Annotated in this window: 22 protein-coding genes and 3 pseudogenes; 13 read left to right on the top strand and 12 right to left on the bottom strand. The window is 40.0% G+C overall.

Annotated features, from left to right (window positions below; genetic code table 11):
- Positions 1 to 142: 142 nt before the first annotated feature.
- A pseudogene (locus tag ACZ1G6_RS01715) lies at positions 143 to 815 on the top strand (nitroreductase family protein).
- A gap of 71 nt (positions 816 to 886) precedes the next feature.
- Here the strand turns inward: ACZ1G6_RS01715 and ACZ1G6_RS01710 are convergent.
- From ACZ1G6_RS01710 to ACZ1G6_RS01695, 4 genes and pseudogenes are all read right to left on the bottom strand, one after another.
- Complete coding sequence (locus ACZ1G6_RS01710) at positions 887 to 1,399, bottom strand: pesticin C-terminus-like muramidase (protein WP_472617793.1); 513 nt, start codon at positions 1,397 to 1,399, stop codon at positions 887 to 889.
- A gap of 89 nt (positions 1,400 to 1,488) precedes the next feature.
- A pseudogene (locus ACZ1G6_RS01705) lies at positions 1,489 to 3,229 on the bottom strand (ABC transporter ATP-binding protein).
- A 127-nt stretch (positions 3,230 to 3,356) separates the two neighbouring features.
- Positions 3,357 to 3,809: an energy transducer TonB gene (locus tag ACZ1G6_RS01700; RefSeq protein ID WP_472617792.1), complete on the bottom strand. Its 453-nt coding sequence runs from the start codon at positions 3,807 to 3,809 to the stop codon at positions 3,357 to 3,359.
- Between the two features lie 9 nt (positions 3,810 to 3,818).
- A complete protein-coding gene (locus ACZ1G6_RS01695) occupies positions 3,819 to 4,232 on the bottom strand; it encodes an MAPEG family protein (protein WP_472617791.1) in 414 nt (137 codons plus the stop codon).
- A 173-nt stretch (positions 4,233 to 4,405) separates the two neighbouring features.
- On the opposite strand from ACZ1G6_RS01695, the gene ACZ1G6_RS01690 reads away from it, so the two are divergent.
- The gene (locus ACZ1G6_RS01690; protein WP_472617790.1) at positions 4,406 to 4,702 is read left to right on the top strand and encodes an ArsR/SmtB family transcription factor; all 297 of its coding nucleotides are present in this window, start codon (positions 4,406 to 4,408) and stop codon (positions 4,700 to 4,702) included.
- 54 nt (positions 4,703 to 4,756) lie between these two features.
- Positions 4,757 to 5,281: a rhodanese-like domain-containing protein gene (locus ACZ1G6_RS01685; RefSeq protein ID WP_472617789.1), complete on the top strand. Its 525-nt coding sequence runs from the start codon at positions 4,757 to 4,759 to the stop codon at positions 5,279 to 5,281.
- Positions 5,282 to 5,291: 10 nt separating this feature from the next.
- Here the strand turns inward: ACZ1G6_RS01685 and dbpA are convergent, their stop codons facing one another.
- Both dbpA and pyrC read right to left on the bottom strand, forming a co-directional pair.
- Complete coding sequence (gene dbpA, locus ACZ1G6_RS01680) at positions 5,292 to 6,716, bottom strand: ATP-dependent RNA helicase DbpA (protein WP_472617788.1); 1,425 nt, start codon at positions 6,714 to 6,716, stop codon at positions 5,292 to 5,294.
- Entirely contained in the window at positions 6,689 to 7,732 is a 1,044-nt protein-coding gene (pyrC, locus tag ACZ1G6_RS01675; RefSeq protein ID WP_472617787.1) for a dihydroorotase, read from the bottom strand. Before pyrC ends, dbpA begins: the two co-directional genes overlap by 28 nt.
- A 308-nt stretch (positions 7,733 to 8,040) precedes the next feature.
- Between pyrC and ACZ1G6_RS01670 the strand changes: the two genes are divergently transcribed.
- The gene (locus tag ACZ1G6_RS01670) at positions 8,041 to 9,729 is read left to right on the top strand and encodes a lysophospholipid acyltransferase family protein (RefSeq protein ID WP_472619025.1); all 1,689 of its coding nucleotides are present in this window, start codon (positions 8,041 to 8,043) and stop codon (positions 9,727 to 9,729) included.
- 33 nt (positions 9,730 to 9,762) lie between these two features.
- Here the strand turns inward: ACZ1G6_RS01670 and ACZ1G6_RS01665 are convergent, their stop codons facing one another.
- From ACZ1G6_RS01665 to ACZ1G6_RS01655, 3 genes are all read right to left on the bottom strand, one after another.
- Complete coding sequence (locus tag ACZ1G6_RS01665; protein WP_472617786.1) at positions 9,763 to 10,320, bottom strand: PhnA domain-containing protein; 558 nt, start codon at positions 10,318 to 10,320, stop codon at positions 9,763 to 9,765.
- A gap of 103 nt (positions 10,321 to 10,423) precedes the next feature.
- Positions 10,424 to 10,927 carry a DinB family protein gene (locus ACZ1G6_RS01660; protein WP_472617785.1) on the bottom strand — a complete coding sequence of 168 codons (504 nt, stop codon included), beginning with the start codon at positions 10,925 to 10,927 and terminating at the stop codon, positions 10,424 to 10,426.
- Positions 10,928 to 11,088: 161 nt separating this feature from the next.
- Positions 11,089 to 11,637: a lipocalin family protein gene (locus tag ACZ1G6_RS01655; protein ID WP_472617784.1), complete on the bottom strand. Its 549-nt coding sequence runs from the start codon at positions 11,635 to 11,637 to the stop codon at positions 11,089 to 11,091.
- A gap of 127 nt (positions 11,638 to 11,764) precedes the next feature.
- Between ACZ1G6_RS01655 and ACZ1G6_RS01650 the strand changes: the two are divergent.
- The 4 genes and pseudogenes from ACZ1G6_RS01650 to ACZ1G6_RS01635 all read left to right on the top strand — a co-directional run bounded on the left by ACZ1G6_RS01650 (position 11,765) and on the right by ACZ1G6_RS01635 (position 15,363).
- Positions 11,765 to 12,730 (top strand): annotated as a pseudogene (locus ACZ1G6_RS01650) (aldo/keto reductase).
- An 18-nt stretch (positions 12,731 to 12,748) separates the two neighbouring features.
- On the top strand, positions 12,749 to 14,836 hold the full coding sequence (locus tag ACZ1G6_RS01645; protein ID WP_472617783.1) for an alpha-amylase family glycosyl hydrolase: 2,088 nt from the start codon (positions 12,749 to 12,751) through the stop codon (positions 14,834 to 14,836).
- A 120-nt stretch (positions 14,837 to 14,956) separates the two neighbouring features.
- Positions 14,957 to 15,187, top strand: coding sequence for a bacteriocin (locus ACZ1G6_RS01640; RefSeq protein WP_472617782.1), 231 nt, complete (start codon positions 14,957 to 14,959; stop codon positions 15,185 to 15,187).
- Positions 15,187 to 15,363: a hypothetical protein gene (locus ACZ1G6_RS01635; RefSeq protein ID WP_472617781.1), complete on the top strand. Its 177-nt coding sequence runs from the start codon at positions 15,187 to 15,189 to the stop codon at positions 15,361 to 15,363. The genes ACZ1G6_RS01640 and ACZ1G6_RS01635 overlap by 1 nt, the downstream gene beginning before the upstream one ends.
- A gap of 95 nt (positions 15,364 to 15,458) precedes the next feature.
- Here ACZ1G6_RS01635 and ACZ1G6_RS01630 read toward each other — a convergent pair whose 3' ends face one another.
- Positions 15,459 to 16,772 carry a tetratricopeptide repeat protein gene (locus tag ACZ1G6_RS01630; protein ID WP_472617780.1) on the bottom strand — a complete coding sequence of 438 codons (1,314 nt, stop codon included), beginning with the start codon at positions 16,770 to 16,772 and terminating at the stop codon, positions 15,459 to 15,461.
- A 108-nt stretch (positions 16,773 to 16,880) separates the two neighbouring features.
- Here ACZ1G6_RS01630 and ACZ1G6_RS01625 point away from each other — a divergent pair, with 108 nt between their 5' ends.
- Together ACZ1G6_RS01625 and ACZ1G6_RS01620 are read left to right on the top strand one after the other, a co-directional pair.
- The gene (locus ACZ1G6_RS01625; protein WP_472617779.1) at positions 16,881 to 18,038 is read left to right on the top strand and encodes an iron-containing alcohol dehydrogenase; all 1,158 of its coding nucleotides are present in this window, start codon (positions 16,881 to 16,883) and stop codon (positions 18,036 to 18,038) included.
- Between the two features lie 16 nt (positions 18,039 to 18,054).
- Positions 18,055 to 18,489 (top strand): acyl-CoA thioesterase, encoded by a 435-nt coding sequence (locus ACZ1G6_RS01620; protein ID WP_472617778.1) that lies wholly within the window; start codon positions 18,055 to 18,057, stop codon positions 18,487 to 18,489.
- Positions 18,490 to 18,546: 57 nt separating this feature from the next.
- On the opposite strand, the gene ACZ1G6_RS01615 is transcribed toward ACZ1G6_RS01620, so the two are convergent.
- Positions 18,547 to 18,756, bottom strand: a complete 210-nt coding sequence (locus ACZ1G6_RS01615; protein WP_472617777.1) for a hypothetical protein — start codon at positions 18,754 to 18,756, stop codon at positions 18,547 to 18,549.
- A gap of 106 nt (positions 18,757 to 18,862) precedes the next feature.
- Positions 18,863 to 19,552 carry a GTP cyclohydrolase I FolE gene (gene folE, locus ACZ1G6_RS01610; protein WP_472617776.1) on the bottom strand — a complete coding sequence of 230 codons (690 nt, stop codon included), beginning with the start codon at positions 19,550 to 19,552 and terminating at the stop codon, positions 18,863 to 18,865.
- A gap of 152 nt (positions 19,553 to 19,704) precedes the next feature.
- Between folE and folM the strand changes: the two genes are divergently transcribed.
- The 3 genes from folM to ACZ1G6_RS01595 are packed head-to-tail and all read left to right on the top strand — an operon-like array spanning position 19,705 to position 23,481.
- Positions 19,705 to 20,403: a dihydromonapterin reductase gene (gene folM / locus ACZ1G6_RS01605; protein ID WP_472617775.1), complete on the top strand. Its 699-nt coding sequence runs from the start codon at positions 19,705 to 19,707 to the stop codon at positions 20,401 to 20,403.
- On the top strand, positions 20,403 to 22,457 hold the full coding sequence (locus tag ACZ1G6_RS01600) for a TonB-dependent receptor (RefSeq protein WP_472617774.1): 2,055 nt from the start codon (positions 20,403 to 20,405) through the stop codon (positions 22,455 to 22,457). The genes folM and ACZ1G6_RS01600 overlap by 1 nt, the downstream gene beginning before the upstream one ends.
- Before the next feature lies 1 nt (position 22,458).
- Positions 22,459 to 23,481, top strand: coding sequence for an agmatine deiminase family protein (locus ACZ1G6_RS01595; protein WP_472617773.1), 1,023 nt, complete (start codon positions 22,459 to 22,461; stop codon positions 23,479 to 23,481).
- The last annotated feature ends 20 nt before the right edge of the window (positions 23,482 to 23,501 follow it).

Below are 23,501 nucleotides of genomic sequence, written 5' to 3'. Positions count from 1 at the left end.
GTTTAGGAAAAATTCTGTATCATAAGGGAGGGACGCGTATTATACTTACCATCACAAATCTTACAAGTAAAATATGTGGCTAAACAAGCACTTTATCAAGGCCTTTTATCACTTGTAAGCGAAATGACAATAGAGAGTTTATATGAGTAATGAAACAAAGCACCCCCTTGATGATTTTACGACCTACCCCAAAGAGCAAATGCTAAGCCGCAGTCAGGACTTCTTATCTTTGATGAAAACTCGCCACAGCGTAAGAAAGTTTAGTGACAAGCCAGTAGACAAAGCGCTGATTGAGAACGCAATTTTGACCGCTGGAAGAGCACCTAATGGCGCAAATCATCAACCGTGGCATTTTGCAGCCATAGAATCAGCTGAAGTTAAAAAGCAAATAAGAGAACAAGCCGAGGCGCATGAACAGAGGTTTTATGCTGGTAGTGCAGGCGACGAATGGCTTGATGCACTCAAACCACTTGGTACAAATGATCAAAAACCTTATCTTGAGATAGCACCATGGCTGATTGCCATTTTTAGCCAAAAAACTGATGATGCCGACAAAAGCATTGCGAAAAAAATTATTATGTTCACGAATCCGTGGGAATCGCAACAGGGTTTTTAATAACCGCTCTTCATAATGCAGGCTTGGCAACGCTCACACATACACCAAAGCCAATGAGTTTTTTATCCTCAATATGTGAGCGTCCTGACAATGAGCGACCATATATGTTATTAGTGGTTGGTTATCCTGCTGATGATGCGACGGTGCCCGAACATGCACTAAAGAAAAAAGCTTAGCTGAAATTAGTAGTTTTTTATAGGAGGGTTTCTAAGTACTTGGCTTCTTTGTTTCGACGAGTCGGATAGAGGTCGTTAAAGTTTCTAAGCGCCTTTATCGTCTCTTCCCAATTAGTGCTAATCGCATGTTCCCAAAAAAAGGAAAGCGCTTTGCAAGTTCTCCATATTGAAGAGCAACAGATGCGATCACCGTTTGCGCTGCACTAGGTAAGCTTAAAAAGTTATGTTGGCTGTGATTGTTAAACTGTGTAATAAGCGAACGTGCAAATACATTGTGAAACCCAGTATTGATAGCTTGCGTTTCTGCTTGCGATAAACTCAAGGGTTTATCCATCAAACAGCTTACTGCCTGTTGCCGTTTTAAGCCTAAGTAACGATAAAGTTTGCCAATCAAGACAGGATTTAGGCCAATCGCTTGTAAACTCTCTACACTTGCAGCACCCAGATCGAAACCACATGCGATAGTCACTCCTGCCTGACTGTTTTCAGGATCAGGTACGTAGGCATTGGTATAATTGCCACCTTCAAGTTGGCTAATAAAATCCCAGTCAATCAGTGTTGTTATAGGAGGTTCATAAATAATCTGAACGTCTTTTTCTCTAAGCATTATCTTGGCTACATCTTTTCAAATGGCGATATTTCACCTAAGACTAAAGACTATCATTGCCTTACAAAAAGAACAAATTTTGATCAATACTACTCTAAACCTATAAATCCGCCTGTTTGATGAGACCATAGCTTTGCATATATTCCTTCGTTTGCTAGCAATTCTTGATGAGTGCCCATCTCAACTATCTTACCCTTATCCAATACCAATAACCTATCCATTTGGGCAATCGTTGATAGTCGATGAGCGATGGCTAATACCGTTTTACTTTGCATAATATGGTCTAAGTCTTTTTGAATAGCGGATTCCACTTCTGAATCAAGCGCTGATGTAGCCTCATCCAAGATTAAAATCGGCGCATCTTTGAGCATCACTCTTGCAATAGCAATTCGTTGGCGTTGACCACCAGAGAGTTTAACACCTCTTTCGCCGACATGGGCATCGTAACCACGACGACCCTTTGCATCACTTAATTGTAATATAAAATCGTGCGCCTCAGCTCGTTTTGCTGCAGCAATCATCTGCTCTTCTGTGGCATCAACACGACCGTACATTATATTTTCTCTAACTGAGCGATGCATTAGTGAAGTATCTTGAGTTACCATGCTGATGTTGCTGCGCAAGCTCTCTTGGGTGACATCACTAATAGATTGCTTATCAACGGCGATCTCACCCCGGTCAACGTCGTAAAAGCGCAGTAATAAATTGACAAGTGTCGATTTTCCAGCCCCCGAACGCCCTACCAAGCCAACTTTCTCGCCCGGTTTGATTGTAAAGTTAAGCTCTTGGAAGACGTCTATTGTATTGTCATGCTTTCCTTCATAGGCAAAGTCAACCGATTTAAAATCGATTTCACCGCCATTGACTTCTAAATCAGTAGCATTAGATTTATCTTGAATATTGGCAGAGACGGCTAATGTGTCCATACCGTCTTGCACTGTGCCTATGTTTTCAAATAATGATGAGACCTCCCACATTATCCATTGGGACATACCGTTAAGCCTTAGGCTAAGGCTAACTGCAATTGCGATATCACTAAAGTGTGACTGTTCCATTGACCCATAAGTAAATAGCCAGCGCTGATATCGAAAAAACTAATATTGAATTGATTGACCAAACTAAGGCCTGTAGTACGGTCACCAATCGCATCTGGGGATAAACAGTTTGTAAGAATCCGTTCATCCCTTCCTTAGCATAATCCTCTTCACGCTTATGATGTGAAAACAATTTAACCGTTGCGATATTGGTATAACTATCGACAATCCGACCTGTCATAATAGAGCGAGCATTTGCTTGTTCTTGCGATATCTTTTTGATCTTGGGCAGCATTACTTTAAGAATCACAACATACAAACTCAGCCAGATAATTAAAGGAAGGGCTAAGCGGTAATCTGTTGAAAAAACTAACACCACTACCGAAATAAAATAAACACAAATGTAAACCGCTAGATTAAGTATTTTGGTGACCGTTTCTCGAACCGATAACGCTGTCTGCATTACTTTAGTGGCCACTCTTCCTGCAAACTCATCTTGATAAAACGATAGGCTCTGTTTAAGCAAATATTTATGGGCCAGCCACCTAATTCTCATTGGATAGTTGCCCAAAATTGACTGATGGGTAAGCAGGGATTCAAGAATGACAAACACCGGTAATACAACTAAAACTAATACGCCCATTAGTATTAGGTTTGTCTTTTCTTCTTCAATAAAGGTACTTGGGTCGCGAGTTGCAAACCAGTCGACTAATTGTCCCATAAAACCAAAAAGCGACACTTCTAGTACAGCGATTAAGGCGCTCAATAATGAAACACTTAGCAAAACATGCCACATTCCTTGAGAATAATGCTTACAAAAAGCATACAAAGAATTAGGCGGTTGCTCGACCTTGTCATCGGGAAATGCGCGTGTTAGTTTTTCAAAAAAGAAAACATAATAGCCCTTTACTAAAAACCAGATTTCAATATGAGGGCGAACCTTTGAATCTAAAGGTATGAGTGGTGTAAACGCGATATGTAATAATTTGACGCGTGAGTTGCTCATATCTTAGATGACTCGCGGCATCTAAAGCCTGTTGTTCCCAAAGTCCTTCGGGTTGAGCCCGCACTATTTCAAAATCAGTTGTACTACCGTCAGGATGAATAATGAAACCCACCTCAACAACACCATCATATTCAGGCGCAATCGCTTCACTTTTGACGGTAAACATATCATCGCTTAATGCCCAATGGGCGCGTAACTCGTTTTGAGGAACAAGTCGCACATCGCTAGAATTAGTGATATCAACCAACTGTGTTTGTTCATCATCAATAGAACTAAGCGATTCTTGATCACCTAATTTGTTGTCAGACGATTGCTGTGAACAAGCACTTAAATAAAATAATACAAAAAAGAAAACAGTCCCATACTTCATACTATTAGCCTATAAAAATTTTATAAAGAGTAACACCAGCCAATACCCTGCAATAGCAAACTGGACTAAGAAAAAGACAAAGCGAATAGTGACTGCAAGATTGCTTACCGATATCACATGAACAAGACTTTGGATCACGCGCGCAGCAATAACCACCAAAGCTAAACCATCAGTTATCGCAGCAGAATTAGTGGTAAGGGCGAGTAACATTGGTCCAACAACAAATACTAATGACTCATAGCAATTTGCATGCGCGCGGGTAATGCGATACCCCAAATCACCGATGCCTTCGCCAGAAGCATTGAATTGTAATGCCTTTCTATTGTTTGATGCATTAAAATATGAGCGGACACCTGCTAGCGCAAGGGTAAGTAGCATTGTCCAAGTAATATAAAATGCAACGGCAATAATGGTTTCGTTCATGTTTAGACTCTTCAAGTGAGATGATTGTTAATAAAGCTTGCTTACATTAGCACAAACTGAAGTTTACTTTGTAAAATAATAGTTTCGCAACATTGTGTTGCAGTGAACACTTGCCAACATAGTACTTATTACATTAGAATATACTAATATAAAAATACACCAAAAGAGTATTAATGGATAAAAAAAGTCTAAAAAATCAGTCTAAAAAAGCAGAGTCTTTATTAAAAACATTAGCAAACTCTAATAGATTGATGATTTTATGTTTGTTGATTAAGCATCCGCTTAGTGTGTCTGAGTTAGTTGACGAAGTTGGCATGTCACAATCTGCTGTATCACAACACTTGGGTAAACTCCGAGAAGCCAAGATAGTTGACACTCGCTCAATTGGCACCCAAGTAATTTATAGCATCGATAATCCTGAAGTGAACGCCATAATTGCGGTACTTCAACTCATATATTGCCCACGGTAATAACTACATAAGATATATCCTAGGTCCGCACCTTCAATTTTAACCGGAGAAACAATGTCTACTAAATTAATTAAACAAATCGATACAACACAAGCATTAGCGCTTCTTGAAGCTGGTGCGGTGCTTGTTGATGTAAGAGAACCTGCTGAATTTCATAGCACACATATAGCGGGCGCGACGCTGCACAGCCTTGGCTCAATCAAAGCAGACGATATTAGTGAGCATACAGATAAGACTTGTATTATATATTGCCAAAAAGGAGTAAGAGGAAATAAGGCTTGTGAAAAGATATTAGCGGACAAACCAGATGCCAATATTGTGAATCTAGCAGGTGGTATTGAAGCTTGGCAACAAGCCGGTCATCCAGTAAAAAGTGGCGATAGAAAAGTGCTACCTTTAGATCGCCAAGTGCAAATAACCATAGGCACATCTGTCTTCACATTTTCTATGCTAAGTCTGTTTGTTTCGCCGGCCTTTGCCTATGGAGCAGCCTTTTTTGGAGCAGGACTTATGTTCGCCGGCATTAGTGGTTTTTGCGGGCTGGCTAGAGTATTAGCCATGGCACCATGGAATAGGTAAACAGGTAATATTATAATTTACGCGCTTTTAAACGCTTGCCTTTGACACGCTTTTCTCTGAAAAACGCCAATGCTTTTTTTACACTTCGTTGTTTAATAGCAACAAAGGCTTTATCGTGCGTAATTTGTATCTTACCTATGTCAACACCTACAATGTCAGCTTGTTTAACTAGCGCGCCTAGCAAATCACCTTTACTGATCTTTTGCTTTTTACCGCCATCGACCATGACACAATCAAAGCTTGGTAACAGAATCCTGTTGGCGTGAAAGCGCAACGCTTGCGCGTGTTTACTGGGGATGTGAGCTTTTGTTTCTTGAGCAATAGTTTGCAGTGCTTTTTGCTGAGACTCAGTAATTAACGTGACTGCTTGCCCTTTATGCTCTGCTCGACCAGTGCGCCCGACACGGTGTGTATGGGTTTGTGGCGAATCAGCAAGCGATGCATTTATGACTAATTCAACTTGATCGATATCTAGGCCCCTAGCGGCAATATCGGTAGCAACCAATATATTTGCGCACTTTATCGAAAATTGAGTCAGTACTTGCTGGCGCTGACTTTGGGTAAGGTCACCATGCAAGGCTTCTACACTAAAACCTTTACTTAAGAGCTCATCAGCAATTTCTTGTACCTGTATTTTTGTTTGACAAAATATCATCGTTGACTGACTTTGATACTCGGTCAATACCGCAGCCACCGCGTATTGCTCGCGCCCTTGCTGAACAATATACGCTTGTTGTTCAATTTGCCTTTGAGCACTACTATCTTCTACTTCAATAATCACTGCATTACGTAAATACTGTCTGGTTAACTTCTCAATTTCTGTTTCGTATGTGGCAGAAAAGAGCATAGTGTGTCTAGGTTTAGGTAATGCATTTAATATCCAAGCCATTTGATCAGAAAAACCCATATCCAAAATCCTGTCCGCTTCATCAAGCACCAAATTTTGAATAGTAGATACGTCTAGTTTCTTTTTTCTAATTAAATCCATCACGCGCCCAGGCGTTCCAACCACGATACTAGGACAATGAACTAATGATGCTATCTGTGGCCCGATCGCAATGCCGCCAACAAGTGTCAGGATCTTGGTATTAGCGTGATGTTTAGCTAGCAAGCGAAGTTGGTCGGCGACTTGTTGCGCAAGCTCCCTCGTTGGGCATAAAACTAATGAATAAACGCCTTTGTGACCTGAGTCTTGTGCGTCAATTAGACTATTTAATACACTTAAGCCAAAAGCGAAAGTTTTACCGCTTCCTGTTTTTGCCTTTACGGCTGCGTCTTTACCTTCGAGCAAGCTAGGTAAACAAGCCTCTTGTGTTTTAGTAAGGTCTGTTAAACCTAAATCATCTAGGGCGCTATGTAACGCCTGTTTTAATGCAAGCTCTGCAAATGTCGTCATAAGTTTATCGTTTAGTTTGGCTGTAATGCCAATTTCCATTTAAGAGACTGACCCGCATAGAATGGTACAATCTCATCATTATTCGGTAAGCTAACTAGCTCAGGTACCATCCATTGTTCTTGAACTAATGTAATGTGGTTTTCATTTCTGGGCAGCCCATAAAAATCAGGACCATAATGACTTGCAAAACCTTCTAACTTATCTAGCGCTCCTAAGTCATCAAAAATTTGGGCATATAATTCAATCGCACTCCAAGCGCTATAACAACCTGCGCAACCACATGCAGATTCTTTTGCATGTTTCTCGTGTGGTGCAGAATCGGTGCCTAAAAAGAACTTAGACGAGCCTGATGCCACAACATCTTGCAAGGCTTTTTGATGAATATTTCGCTTTAACACAGGAAGACAGTAATTATGTGGACGAATCCCACCAACAAGTAAGTCATTCCGATTTAACAGCAAATGTTGAGGCGTAATCGTTGCTGCTACGTTGTCTGACGCGCCAAGCACAAACTCAACTGCATCTTTTGTTGTAATGTGCTCAAAAACGACCTTCAGATTTGGAAAATGATTAACAATGTCATGTAGATAAGTATCGATAAACATTTTTTCTCTATCGAAAATATCGATATGATTTTCAGTGACTTCGCCGTGTATCAACAACAACATCCCGACTTCTTGCATTTTTTCAAAAACAGGGTACAAGCTTTTAATGCCCTTGACTGCTGCATCAGAATTCGTCGTTGCGCCAGCAGGATATAATTTACTCGCCACAATACCGGCTGCTTTTGCTTTTTCAATTTCTGCCGCAGTGGTATCATTGGTTAAGTATAATGTCACCAAAGCATCAAAGTTTAACGATGCTGGCACTGCGTCTTGAATCCTCGCCTTATATGATAAAGCCATTTCGGTTGTGGTAACGGGAGGCACTAAATTGGGCATGGCAATCGCTCGATGAAAACAACGAGCAGTCGCTGGCACTGTCTCTTTTAGCATATCTCCATCTCTAAAATGTAGATGCCAATCATCAGGTTGTTGAATAGTAATCGAGCGCATGAACTTTCCTAGTGTTATATAAAAAATTGCGGTATAGCTCTATAGCTTAGTAGAGACTCGCGTAAAACAAAATCTGACCGCTTTCAAACGCGCAGATTATGCCCTAAAGGGCATTCAAATGCACCGTTAGAATTTACTATTTAATACATAAAAGCGAACACGTGATAAACTATATGAAAGATTTTGCTATGTCTTAGGTCTTTTATAATAGACCTCTGTATTTTACAAAAACAAGAAAGGAAGAACGCTTGTCCGGCTCAAATGTTTCTCACATCAGCATCAATAATTTAGTGCAAAGTAATTCGCGTATGACCAAACTGTTGATATGGTTTTTAGACCGTATGCTTGGCATCGCAAAAATGAATAGCTTGTATCAGTTTCATCAAATGCAAGGACTTAAAAAAGAAGCTTTTGCAGATAAGCTAATCGATTTACTTGCACTTAATATTACAGGAATAGAGGAGCTACAAGCAAAGATTCCTAAAACGGGTCCTGTTTTGCTTGCTAGCAATCACCCCTTTGGTGGCATTGAAGGGGTAATATTAGCCCGTGTAATTGGCCAAGTGCGTCCAGATTTAAAAGTACTCGCAAATAAAGGCTTAGGTATTTTTAAAGAGCTCAGCGACTATTTTATTTTTACCAACCCGCTATCAGAAAAAGACCCAGCCAATGGCCCTTCTTTAAGACAGTGTATTAGGCATGTTGCAAATGGAAATGCCTTACTAATTTTCCCAGCAGGCAGAGTGTCCTATTATCAAAGCGATAAAAAAGCGATTAGAGATCATCAATGGAACAAGATTGTCGGCCGAATAGTGAGTATTCCACAATGCCAATATGTTCCAATTTTTGTTTCTGGGACTAATAGCAAGTTATTTTATCGCTTAGGTCGAGTGTATTATCGCCTACGAATGTTAATGCTTGCTCGTGAATTATTAAACAAAACCGGTGCAAATATCGGTATACACGCAGGTAACCCAGTTGCCGAAAAGCAAATAAAAGGAACGGACAAATCACAAAAAGCCGAAGTTTGCCGCGCGCTTTGTTATGCACAATGCCCCAGTTGGAACTACACATGGCCAGCTGACACGCATATGAATTACAAGCCCTTGTTGGCACCGGTAAATTCCGAATTGTTAGCGCAAGAGATTTCGTCGCTACCTAGCGAACAAAAGTTATTATCCTCAGGCGATTTTGATGTCTATTATGGCTACCAGTCACAAATGGTGAATGTTGTAACCGAAATAGCGCGCCTGCGTGAGTTAGTATTTCGAGAGCATAATGAAGGCAGTGGCGAAGCTATTGACACTGACCACTTTGATGCAACATATACCCATCTATTTATTGTTAAACGTGATAAAGCACAAATAATGGGCGCGTACAGGATGGGGCAGACCGATAAACTTATTGAGAAAGATGGTGTGGAAGGGCTCTATTTACACAAAATGTTTGAGTTTGAACCATCATTTGTCAATCGCCAAGAGCCTTGTTTAGAGATGGGCCGCTCATTTTTGATTCCTGAATTTCAGGGATCGTATCAAGGTTTACTTCTGCTTTGGAAAGGCATTTGTAGTTTTGCAAATCAATTCCCTGAGTATCGAACTTTGTACGGAACCGTGTCGATTAGTAAGCTATATGACCCTAAAAGCGTCAAATTAATCGAAAAAGCTTTGGTCGATAGGCCACTTGACGTGAGCGCAAGGAATCAGTTTGAGTGCAAATTGCATGACGAAATAGCAGCCTTACATAGTGATGGGCATTTAAAAGAACAGCTTAGTTGCATGTTGGCATCTTTAGAGTCAGACGGTAAAGATATTCCCATCTTGGCTAAGCAATACCTAAAAATGGGAGCACATTTTCATTGTTTAGGCATCGACACTAGCTTTAACCACACATCAGGCTTGCTATTAAGTGTCGATTTATCAAAATCGCCAGAGCGCTTATTAAAACTTTATATGGGAGAAACGTATCCTAAGTATTTGGCGTATAAGAAGCACTAGTTAACACGGTACTGACTAATAATTAGGTAGCATTTAGTTCTTTTTTGTATATGCCGCGATGATGACAATCCGCTGACCATTGACTTTTCCTTCAATGTGCAAGGGGTTGTTTGACAAACCAATATTCCTCACGGGTGTGCCTCGTTTTGCCACAAAACTGGTACCTTTTACCGGTAGATCTTTGATGATAGTCACTGCATCGCCAGCTTTTAGAGCGACACCATTAACATCTAGCGTTAATTCATCTTGATTAACAATACCTGCATCAGCCCATTGCTTCACCTCATCCTCTAGATATAACATCTCCAATGCATCTTGCGCCCACGCTTCAGAATTGCATGTTTGTAGTAAACGATAACTTAGCACTTGAACAGCGTCAGTACTAGACCACATACTATTACTTAAGCACCTAAAGTGTTGAAAATCACAAGCTTGCCCAGCATCAATGTTTTCAAGACATATCTGACATACACATACGTGACAATTAGCGGTGGAATCAGGCGAGTTAGGAATTGCATAGGCACTAAGTGATGTACTAGAGCCACAAAGCTCACATTGCTGACCACTTCGTTCTAACAGAATATTTAGCATAAAAGTAACCCTATATTTTATGCGGGCATGCTAACACAAAACAACAGTGTATTGCATATCACTTCACTGTTGTTTTGCTTGAGTATTTTGTATGTGGAAGTGCCTAGGCGCTTTTAATTAAATGGGTAATTGTCGCGGGCGCATAACCAAAGAATTGAGGAACTGTTTTATTCTGCATACTGCATATAATGCGAATAAGTGCGTAGTGGTGAATCGCATGAGAACTTGCAAACACAAGCTCCCTTTCAAGGGTAGATTGACACGTTGTCGAGTGTGTACGAATGACGTCCACTTCCGTTGTTACACTTAGCGGCATGTCTAAACTCGACTCATCAATACTACTTAGCCAAGTATTGATCGTTTCTAGGCTTTCAAGACCTTGGTCTGGAAATTGTTCAATTTGGTTGTGTCTATTGCGATTATTATAGTTGATATGCCCTTCAGTGACACCATTCATCAAGGCTAAAAAATGATCGACTATGTGTCTAATGTGTGCACCGATACTACTTGAAAAATGTGGCGGTAACTCTTTTTGATATTCTTGCGTTGTCATCCCATCCAACAAATCAATGGCTTGATTAATGATGGCCACGTAACTATTTGACATTATTTTCCCTTGGCTAACGTTCTATATGGTTTTGCTAAACAACACAGTTGCGTAATAATTACACAATCAAGCATAAAAGACAAAAAACAACTATGTTACTCACAATTGATATAAGTCTAGACCATAAATATCACAAAAATATTTCATTTAAGTAAAAATTATCAATTTTCAGAAGTTTGATTAACAAAGATCAAGCTTTGGGTATCAAACCCGTAAGCGTTAGCAGATTCTACTAATTTTGAAACTGTCTTTTTATCTAAGGCTGGCGTACGAGATAATATCCATAAGTAGTCAGTATCTGGACCTGTCACTAATGCATATTGATAATCTGCATCGAGCTGCGCAATCACATAGCTTGCATAAAAAGGGCCAAAAAAAGATACCTTTAAATGCCCCGTTGTTTCATCATCAACAAAATATGCTTTGCCTTCAGCTTCTTTCCACTCATTGGTTTGTGGGTTAAAACCTTGATTAAGGACCTTTATCCCACCGTCTTCTTGCATTGAATAATGCGCGGTAACTTGCTCTAGCCCCCTTTCAAAACTATGATCAAGTCGCGCTATTTCATACCATTTTCCTAAATACTGGGCTTTGTTGAAGTTAGATACGGGTTCAACTCCTTTAGGTATACCCGTACAAGCGCTCAAAAACAATAACATGCTAATCAAGCACCCTTGCTTTTTATAAAAAGCGAAGGTCGATACGCTCATAAACAAACTCCTTTGTTCAGTGTTTAAATAGATTTTAGAGGATAAATGTAGCTATGCATACGTATTCTACAAGGTAAAAATGATATACTTTGTTAAAGTTAATTCACTTAAATAGAGACAATTATTCATGAGCTTACCCTTACATCAATATTATCCTGAAGCAAGTCGCCTTATACTTGGTACGATGCATTTAGGAGGTGGTTGGAACCAAGAACCCGTCTCTACACAAGATATGAATCAAGCCTTTGATGTCGTCACCAAAGCATTAGAGTCAGGCATTAACGTTGTTGATACCGCTGACATATATACTTTCTCAAAATCAGAACAAGTGCTAGGTGAGCTTTTCAAACGAGAGCGCTCGCTGCGACCACATTTATTGTTGCAATCAAAAGTTGGCATAAAGCTTGGCTAAGAATATGGCGTTCAGCAATATGATTTATCAGCACAGTGGATTCAAACTGCTGTTGAAAAAAGTATAAAAAGATTGCACGACAATCCCTTAGATATCTTATTTTTACACCGCCCTGATCCGCTAATGCAACTTGATGAAACCGCTGCAACATTGACCAAGTTGCATGAACAAGGGAAATTTGAATACCTTGCGGTGTCAAACATGCACGCTGGACAAATTGCATGGTTACAAAGCGCACTTAGTATACCTATCATCGCTAATCAGCTAGAGATGAGCTTAGCACATCACGATTTTGTCGAAGATGCAATTACAACCAACATGAGAATAAACTCTGAGCAAGGCTTCCCAAGAGGGACAATTGAGTTTTGTGGACAAACCAAAATGCAAATTCAAGCTTGGAGTCCATTGGCAAATGCTAAATATTTTTCACCTGATGAAAGTAGTGATAAAAACACCCTAGCTACCGCTGATTTGTTAAATGCGTTAGCGACAGAATATGGTACGTCAGCTAGCGCTATTATGATGGCATGGCTATTGAAACACCCAAGTAACATACAGCCTGTTATAGGCACAACAAAACCAGAACGTATAAGTGATGCCGCTTCGGCTATCGATATTAAATTGACCAGACATCAGTGGTATCAATTACTAGAGACCAGTCGCGGACAACCCATTCCATAAAAAGTTAAGGAAACCTTTGTGAGCACGACGAATAAAAAAATTTACCCAAAAGACATTTTCACTGTATTACTTATCGTCATCCCGCTATTAAGTGCATGCTCCAATCCTGACAAAGAAAAAGCACCACGAGCTTTGGAACAAAAGCCCACTTCAGTCGTGTCGTCACCAACTGATTTGGGACACTATTTAACTCGCGATATTCAAGATGAGGTTTTTTATTTTGTAATGCCAGACCGTTTTCACAATGGTAAAACAGACAATGATAATGGCGACCCTAGTAGACCGATTTCATATGGTGGATTAGATACAAGCTCAAAATGGGCATTCCACGGTGGTGATATTGCAGGAGTTGAAGCTAAGCTTGATTATATTGAAGGGCTTGGGATAAGCGCAATATGGATGACACCCATTTTGCGTAACCGAGCAATTCAACAAGATGGTTTTGGTCATCATGGATATTGGGTCGTTGATTTCACTGAAATCGACCCTCACTTTGGCAGTAATGACGACCTTAAGCAATTAATAGAGGCAGCGCATGCAAGAGATATCAAAGTGTTTTTTGATATCATCACCAATCACACCGCAGATGTCATTAAGTACGAAGAGTGTCATAAGCAAGATGGGACATTTTTATTAAAAGACCAAACAGGGTGTGAATTTAAAACCAAATCTCAACTGGCACAGGGTGACCGATATACGCCTTTTCTTTTACCTGAAGAAAAAGAAGTTAAAGTCCCAGCTTGGTTAAACGATCCCAAGTACTACAACAATCAAGGTGACTCAATATGGCAAGGCGAGAGTGTCATAACCGGTGACTTTGTTGGGCTAGATGATTTAAATACTCAACATCCCGATGTGATCAAAGGGCTCACCGAGGTGTTCAAAGATCTAATTAGTGAATTTAAGCCCGATGGCTTCAGAATTGACACAGTCAAACATGTAGATTTAGTGTTCTGGCAAGAATTTGGTCCTGCCATTACCGCCCATGCCAAAGAAATAGGCTTGCCAGAGTTTTTTATCTTTGGGGAGGTTTTTGATGGTAACCCAGCTGGATTAAGTAAATTTACAAGTGCAGGTAAAATGCCGTCAGTGTTAGATTTCAATTTTGCATTTAATACTCGTGGCGTTTTATTTGAGAACAACGCTGTCAGTAACGTGTTTAGGGTGTTTCAAGACGACGATTATTATCGAGACGCCGACACAAGCCCTAACGATTTACTGAACTTCATTGGTAATCATGATGTTGGCAGGCCAGGTAATATGATTGACCAACTTGATGTATCTGAAGATAAGAAACTGGCTTTGAGCCGAGTTGCTCATGAACTAATGTACATGTCGCGTGGTATACCTGTTGTCTATTATGGTGATGAGCAAGGCTTTACAGGTGACGGTGGTGATGTAGATGCTCGTGAAAATATGGATGCATCAAAAGTAGCCAGTTATAACGATAATAATCTTATCGGCACAGATGCCACTACCGCTCAAAGCAATTTTGACATGAAACACCCGCTTTATCGTTCTTTACAAAATCTCTCATCTATGAGAACTCAATACAAAGCACTACGAAAAGGTGAGCATATTAATCGCTTTGTCGATGACGATAACAGGGTCTATGCATTTAGCCGCATTATGCATGAAGACTTAATTGACCATATTCTTGTCTTTAATTTTTCTGATCAAGTGCAATCGGTCACGCTTAATCAGGTGAACGGTACATATTTATCTTTAAAACAAGACAAGCGTAAAATAAACGCAGACGGTCAATTACGGGTAGATGTAAATCCATTAGACTTTGTCATTCTGCAGGCCACAAAACCACTTGCTAGTAGTGAAATTTTGAAAGTGTCGATGTTATCTCACTACGAAGAAAACGAGCGCGTGGTTGTGCCATTTGATGTTGAGTTTAGCAACAAAAATGTATTTAACATGGCGCAAATTGATATCTTTTCGGTTAATGATAACGGTGAGAAAAAGCGAATTGCATATGATACCAGTGCGCCTTACCGACTTATCGTCACACCTGAAGAATTTTCTCAATTAGCAGCGATAGAGGTAGCGGCATCTAATCATCTTGGTCAACAGCTTAGTCAGTCCTTTGCATTGTAGAATATAAGCGTAATTAATTTGAGCTATGTCTAAAATACTGGCCTTTTGTTCAGTGCTAAACGATACGAAATTGGAGTATTATTTAAGCTCAAATTAACGGTTTCAATAAAAGGAATTATCATGAACCATATAAATGAGTTAAGTATCAACGAAATGCAAAGTGTGACTGGCGGTGAAGCAAATTGGGCCGAAGCTGGGGCAGGACTTGCTGCAGTAGGCATAGCAGTAGCGGTTGCAGCGACACCTGTGGGATTAATAGGCATGGCCGGCGCAGCAGCATTTTCCTACTTTGGCGGAACACTTATTGGCAGTGGCCTTTCAGGCAACGATGTGTGGGATCTCAATAACTAATGGATACAGTATCAACAGTCTTGTTGATAATTGGTGCGCTCTGTGTTTTGGGCGTACCGCTTATTGTCAGCAAAAGTAAACAATCCAACAATGATAAAGGTACAAATCTACCTTTGGTATGGGGAATTGCGATTGCCAATTGCATCATCGCGTTAACGATTATTATATTTGCGTAAAGATGAAATTGCCAAACAACCGCAGTGGTAGCAAAATCTCCTTCTAGAATTCACATTACCTTAAGCAATTTGGATGGTGTCTGCACAAAACAAGGTTATAAGCTAGATGTCAGCCCATTAAGCTTAGCTTGGTAGCGTTTCTGATCTTCAGGCAAATTAGCTAAAGCTTGAGCTTGCTCAAGCGCTTCACGCGCCATGCCATATTTTGCTTGTTGTGCATAAACATTGGCAAGGTAAAAGTAAGGCTCGTGGAGATAATTCGCTTTTTCGATCGATTTTTGGAAGTAGCTTTGTGCCAAGCGCAAGTCGCCTTGTTCCCAAAGTAATTTGCCTTTGTTTATCCAAGTGTATGGATTTTGATCGCTAATATCCTTAATCCTCTCGTAAAGCTTTGCAGCTCGTTCGACGTCACCTCTTTGCTCTAGCATAGCGGCAAAATTATCTACCGATGTAAACGAAGCAATGTTTTCACTCTCCATAAACTCGTAAATATCAAATGCATACTGCTCATGCCCTTTTCGCTTGTACAAAATAGCGAGAATATTAAGCGTCTCTGGGTGACGAGGATCTAATGTATTAGCACGCATGACATAACGATATGCCAAATCTACTTGTCCCTCTAACAAGGCTTCGCTTGCTTTGTTATGCCAATACATAATCTCAAATTCTTGTGTGGAGATCCTAGAAGAGCGAACATTTCCAGCATCCCTAAAATAATCAATGATAATGGACCCAAAGACTTTTGTTACCTTGTCTTGTGCCATGTAAGTATCAAACAGTCTCACATTGACATGGCTTGAGACTAATTGAATATCTGCTTGCTCAGCAAAAACAGGGGCACTATGCACTTTTGTATACCGGTATTTAAGCCCAGCTAACTCGGCAAGCGCACTTGATAAAACAGCTAATGACATACAATTGCCTGCGCGCTTTGCTAAGGCATCAGATGCATTGTAGGTTTTACCGTGGTATGAAAAATCATGGCCTACTGCCAAAAGATAATCAGCAACGCGCTGATGAGGCCTAATTGAAGCGTTTTTAGGATGATTAAAATAACTTAAAAAATCGTCTTTTTGTTCATCGCTTAATGTATAGATATCATCCTTTGATGGAACACTTAAAGAGAACAATTCACTATGAACAGTCGGCGCTACCAAAGGCTTTTCGATGTGTGCATAGTTTGCTTTCTTGTGGTCGGCTTTGTTGGCCGAAAACAATGATTCAGCATCCCCCACCGCTAAAGCATCTTCATGGAAGACATGACTAGATGAGCATGCTCCTAAACTTAGCAAGCATGGGATAATCAGCATCGCTTTTATCTTTAACAAATACGTTTCTCCAGTTGTTTCGTATTTATAATATGACAATGAGTAAAGCGAATGCAAGGTTTGCACCTCGACTTCTTGCATGTTCTGGCATAGTTTCTATAGTTAATAAACATTACTTGATTATCGTGATATCGAAATTAATCGATAACATTAATCGGCACAGCTATAAAACTTGAGTAAAAGGACCATATGCAATCATTTGAGTTTTCTACTACAAAAAGAATTATATGTGAGCTTGGAGGCTTATCGAATTGCCCGGAGTACTGCAGCTCCTTAAGAGGTAAACGGCCCATTATCGTGACAGATAAAGGCATTGTTGGCTTGGGTATTATTGACCAATTAAACGAATATTTATTGCGTTCCAAGATCAGCGCCATTGTATTTGATGAGGTTATTGCAGATCCTCCTGAGGCGATTATTCTAGCAGCTGTTGCCCTAGCCATAGAGGAAGGTGCTGATTGTGTCATAGGTATTGGTGGCGGCAGTTCTATGGATTGTGCAAAGTTAGTTGCTGTTTTAATGCAGCAAACTCAAAACTTACAAGAGCTGTATGGCGTTAATTGCATTCATTCTACAAGAGCTCCTTTGATCCTAATACCAACTACCGCTGGCACAGGGTCTGAGGTTACCCCAATTTCAATCGTCACAACGGGAAAAAGTACAAAAGCCGGTGTTGTTTCGCCTATTTTATTACCTGACATTGCTTTATTGGATGCCAGTTTGACACTAGATTTACCAAGTAACGTGACCGCAGCAACCGGAATTGATGCAATGGTTCATGCTATTGAGGCATATACAAGCAAACTGAAAAAGAATCGTTACAGCGATTTATTGGCAACCCACGCTTTGAGCTTGCTAAGTGACAATATTGTTAAAGCCACATTTAATGGCAAAGATGTCAATGCAAGAGAAAATATGATGCTGGGAGCATCACTAGCTGGACAAGCTTTTGCTAACGCGCCTGTAGGTGCCGTACATGCACTTGCCTATCCTCTTGGCGGAATTTTTCATGTTCCCCATGGCTTGAGTAACTCACTAATGTTACCCCATGTGCTTCGGTTTAATGCAAGTCATGCAAGTGATTTGTACGCTCAGCTTGCGCCTTATATCATCAATAAAGTATCTGCATCAAGCAGCGACAAGCACCTTACAAGTCAGCTTGCTAGTCACTTTTATGAATTGGCTAAACAATTAGCATTACCCACTCGTTTACGACAAGTTAATGTTACTGAAGATGATTTAAGCACCTTAGCCGAAGAAGCCATGAAACAAACACGTTTACTGGTTAATAATCCAAAAGATGTTTCATATACTCAAGCACTAAGTTTGTATCAACAGGCCTATTAAGGAAACAAGAACGCTTATGCGCAATGAATCGAAAATACACATCAATGATTTTCACTATACCTACAACATGCATACTCGTTGGAACGATAATGATGCCTATGGTCATGTTAATAATGTTGTGTATTACAGCTACTTTGACACTATTATTAATTGGTATCTCATTGAGCATGCAGGGCTCAATATACACACAAGTAAAACGATAGGATTAATGGTTAGTTCAAGCTGCCAATATTATTCAAGTATTGCTTATCCAGAAAAATTTGTTGGCGGTTTTAGTGTCAATAAAATAGGTAATAGCTCGGTCGAATACCAACTAGGTATTTTTAAAAACAACGCCGATCATGCTGCTGCGCTTGGCAAAATGACGCATGTGTTTGTCGATAGACAAACCAACAAACCAGTTCCAATTGAAGGGGCATTGCGCACTGCGCTGGAAAACGCAGTAATATAACATATGTAGCTTGTTCTCTAGTCCGTAGTAGTATTATTTCAACAAGGCCAATCCACACTATTTTGAATAGTTTAAATGATGACTAATTACTTTATAACTAGATACCGTTGAGCAGCCAAATAAAAAAAGCACTAGCACTTGAATAATGCCTTCATTGTAATGAAGGACCGTCGTTGCATATACCACCATTGCTAATAAGACTGTAGATGCCACCATTAGCCCAATATAGTGAACATAGTTAACTTTGCCTTTAATAATACTAAACATTTGAGTTTTCTAATTGTGTTTAAAGTACATATTTATCGGCATCATTTATCAAATTTTTACATAAAAAAACCCGCAAAATATGCGGGCTTTCATGAAGTCAGCTGTATCAGGATTGAAAAAACTCTCTTCTTAAGTCTCGGTCAGTATTGTAGGCTCCGCCTAATGACGATGTTTTTGTGTAAGAGTTAGTGTCTCTAATACCACGCGCTTTTACACAATAATGCGTCGCATTGATTGATACTGCAACATCCTTTGTACCAGTTAAGGCTTGTAGAGCTACCATTACTTGCTGTGTGAGCCGTTCTTGTACTTGCGGACGTTGTGCAAAAAACGCCACCAATCGGTTAATTTTACTTAAACCAATAACTGTTTTATTTGGGATGTAAGACACTGTAGCAGTGCCATCAATCGTTACAAAATGATGCTCACAAGTGCTCGTTAAGCTAATGTCGGTTATTTGAACAGGCTGTTCAATACTCATTTTGTTTTCAATCTGAGTTATTTTAGGAAAATTGCTATAATCGAGTCCTGAAAAAATCTCATTTACATACATCTTTGCAATTCGATTAGGCGTGTCTTGAAGACTATCATCGTTCAAATCTAGACCCAATGCCTGCATCACTTCGGTCATTTTTGCTTTAATGATAGTACGTTTTTCTTCTGCACTTAAGCCATTATCCACCATAGGCGTTTCTAGACCATTAGCTAAAAGTGCATCGCGCACTAAAACGGCCTGAGGTGATAAAGCGATGTTATGATTGGCTCCATGCATTACAATTTTTTCGTTTGCTAACATTCTGTGTCCAATGAATTATTTTGAATTTTATACGCAGAAAAACCAAGCTGGTTTACAATGAATGGATAAAAAGTAAATGAACTGGATCCTAGCTTATTCATTTTACGTACTTTTTTATTCTTTCATTCGGCGTACAGGAAAACGACAAACATATGACCGCTCCTATCTTAATAACCGGTGGCGCTCAGCGACTCGGTTTGGCCATCGCAGAGTCATTACTTAGTAAACACTCTAAGGTAATTATAACATATCGTACGAAAAAGCCAGCGATTGACACATTAATTGCAAAAGGAGCAATCGCGCTTCATGCAGATTTTGCTGATAACCAAGGTATTAGCGCATTCATTTCACAGCTCAAAGACGTCACTTCAAGCCTTAGCGCGATCATTCACAATGCGAGTGACTGGGATAGCGAAAAGCATCATCCAAGTCCTGCTGAACTATTGCAAAAAATGATGCAAGTGCATGCAAGCGCGCCTTACCAAATAAATTTAGCATGTAAAGAGATGCTGATTGATGGGTCAGATATTATTCATATGACTGACTTTGTCCAGGACAAAGGCAGTAACAAACACATTGCGTATGCCGCCAGTAAAGCTGCCTTGCACAATTTAACACTATCGTTTGCAAGCTTGTTAGCACCCAAAGTCAAAGTCAACTCAATCGCACCATCTTTATTGATGTTCAATGAAGGTGATTCACCTGAATATAAACAAAAAGCCTTATCAAAATCCATATTAGGAATATGCCCAGGCGCACAAGAAGCAGTAAAAGCAGTAGACTTTTTGCTCAGCAGTGACTATGTCACCGGCCAAACTTTACACCTAAATGGTGGGAGGCATCTTAAATAATGAAAGCACAATTGACACTACCGACACTTTTTTTAACAGTTCTTGTTACTACCTTAAATACCTATAGTGTTGCTAAACAAAACGATGATGAAACACAATTAGAGACTATTAGTGTCACCGCTACTAAGCAAGCCCAACAAATCAATCAAACCGCAGATAGCATTGCCACCATTACAAATGAGCAAATAGCATTAATTTCTTCGCAACACATCAATCAAGCTCTATCAAATATTCCAGGTACATGGATCAGTCGCGGTAACGGACAAGAACATCTTACCGCTATCCGTTCTCCGGTGCTAACAGGTGCAGGGAGCTGCGGTGCTTTTTTTATGGGCTTAGACGGCATATCGATTCGCGCTCCAGGCTTTTGTAACACGAATCAATTGTTTGATATAAATTATGAACAAGCGGCGCGAGTGGATGTCTTGCGCTCACCTGCTAGCACCTTGTATGGTGCTAACGCACTTCACGGTGTAATCAATATTATTAGTCCTAATGCTTTTAGTCATGACAATAATCAATTTGGTATCGAGGTTGGTGCATATGATTTTGCGCGCATATCTAAGGTTTATGGACAACAAAGTGAAGATAAAAAACATGCTTGGCTAGGTTTGTTCAACATGACCCAAGAAAATGGCTACCAAACTCAAAGCGGTTATGACCAACAAAAGATTACTGGTATTTATCAGTACGCGGGTGATGTATGGCAGAATAAAACTCTGGTCGACATGAGTAATTTAAACCAAGAAACAGCGGGCTTTATTAGAGGCTTTGAAGCGTTCAAAGACAAACAGTTTAGACGCATTAACCCCAATCCAGAAGCGTTCAGAGATGTTCAGTCTTTTCGTGCCTATAGCGACTTTTCGCGCGACACCGATACCGGAGAGTTAAGCCTTCGACCGTACTTTAGATACAATAGCATGCGCTTTTTGCAGCATTTTTTGCCTTGGCAAGCACTAGAACAAAATACCCATACAAGCATTGGAATACAGTCTACGTTGCGCCAACAAATCGGCCAATGGGATATTGTCAGTGGTATCGACTATGACCGCACTCAAGGCAAGTTAACAGAAACGCAAGCAGAAGACTTCTCACCATCCATACCAGCAGGTTTGCATTATGATTATACTGTTAGGGCATATCAGTTAGCACTATACAGCCAAGCCACATGGAACCATGAGGATTGGAAGGTTTTGTTTGGCGCCAGAGCAGAACGAAATTATTATGATTATGATAATTTAGCTGGCTTTAACAGCGCATGTGACATCAGTGTTGCTTTGTGTCGATTTACACCACCTGACAGCCAATCAAAAGGCTTTAATGCAATATCACCAAGTGCCAGTATACAGTATCAATTTGCACCCAATATGCTTGTATATACTAAATATTCACAAGGTTTTAGAGCCCCTCAGGCTACAGAGTTATTTCGATTACAAAATAATCAACAAATTACCGATATTGACAATGAAAACATGGATGCCATCGAGCTTGGTGTCAGACATACAAACGAACAGTCTAGTCTTCACTTAGCCGCCTTTTATATGACAAAGGATGATGTTATTTTTCAAGATAGTAATCGTCAAAATGTAACAGGCGCAAAAACAAAGCATCAAGGTATTGAACTTGAAATGTCTCATGTATTGAATACTAGTTGGATGTTATCTGGGCACATTAGCTTAGCGAAACATACATACGAAAATAACGCGTTATCATCTAATGCCCCTATTAGTGGCAACAGAATCGATACTTCGCCCGAGCTTATGTCAAAATTTAACCTTAATTATATTGGGATAGACGCGCTAGAAGCACAATTGAGTTTTCAATATTTAAGCGATTACTATTTAGATCCTCAAAACTCTGCCAAATATGAAGGCCATGAATTACTTGATTTACATATAAATTATCAAGTGAGTCCACGCGTAAAAGTTGGGATTAATATTTTAAATATCACAGATACTGATTATGCCGAACGTGCTGATTTTGCATTTGGTGGATACCGTTATTTTGTAGGACAGCCTCGGCGTGTTTTTGCCAACATAAAGTGGACATACTAGAATGATAACCTTGCTACCTGAATGGGCCGAACAAGAAGCAGTTTTGCTAGCTTGGCCTCATCAGGATACTGATTGGGTGGATAATTTACTTGAGGTACAAGCTACTTATCTTGAACTGATTGATGCAATTAATCGCTGCGAATGCCTAGTGCTGCTCTTGTGTCCAGCAAAGCTTGTTGAACAAGTCAAAATGAAGCTTCCCAAACAAGCTAATATCTTTATATTTGAATGCGAATATGATGACACTTGGACGCGTGATTATGGATTTTTGACATGCAGTGGGCCAAAAGGAAATCAAGGGATAAGTTTTGAATTTAATGCTTGGGGCCAAAAGTATGCTGCCAACCAAGACAATGCGGTAAATAAAAGTCTGCGCCACTTATGCCGTTTGCCTATTTTGACTAGCGATGTTGTGCTTGAAGGTGGTGCAATAGAGATAGATGAAAATCAGCATATCCTCAGTACATTTTCATGTCTTATGAACCCCATGCGAAATGGCGATATGAGCACAAGCGACTACACAGCAATTTTTCAAAAAGCCTTAGGTGCTAAGTCTGTAACATTGCTGACAAAAGGGCAACTTGAAGGGGACGATACAGATGGTCACATTGACACCCTAGCTAGGTTTACACCATTAATGGGAGTGGTTGCACAAGGTTGTGACAACCGGCCAAACGATCCACATTTTACTTCCTTATTTGCTATGCAACAAGAGATTGCTAAGGCCTTACCAAAACATAAACTGTATAGCTTACCATTGCCTTTTGTGACCGACAGTGACAAGAGACGACTGCCAGCATCGTATGCAAACTTTTTGATTGTAAACCAACATGTTTTGGCCCCTATTTATGGCGAAGCTGAAGATGAAGAGGCGCTTTATGTGCTGCAAAAAGCATTTCCAAACTACACTATTGTGCCCATTAATTGTCGGGCACTTGTTGAACAAAATGGTTCTTTGCATTGCGTGACTATGCAAATTCCAGTTGATACACTCAAACCAGAAGTGTTTATGCAGACCAATTAAAGTCTACGATTTAGAATATT

The sequence above is a fragment of the Glaciecola sp. HA4-3 genome (genome assembly GCF_055693685.1).
The sequence above is the reverse complement of the archived record's forward strand: the minus strand, read 5'-3'. Positions and strand labels throughout refer to the sequence as shown.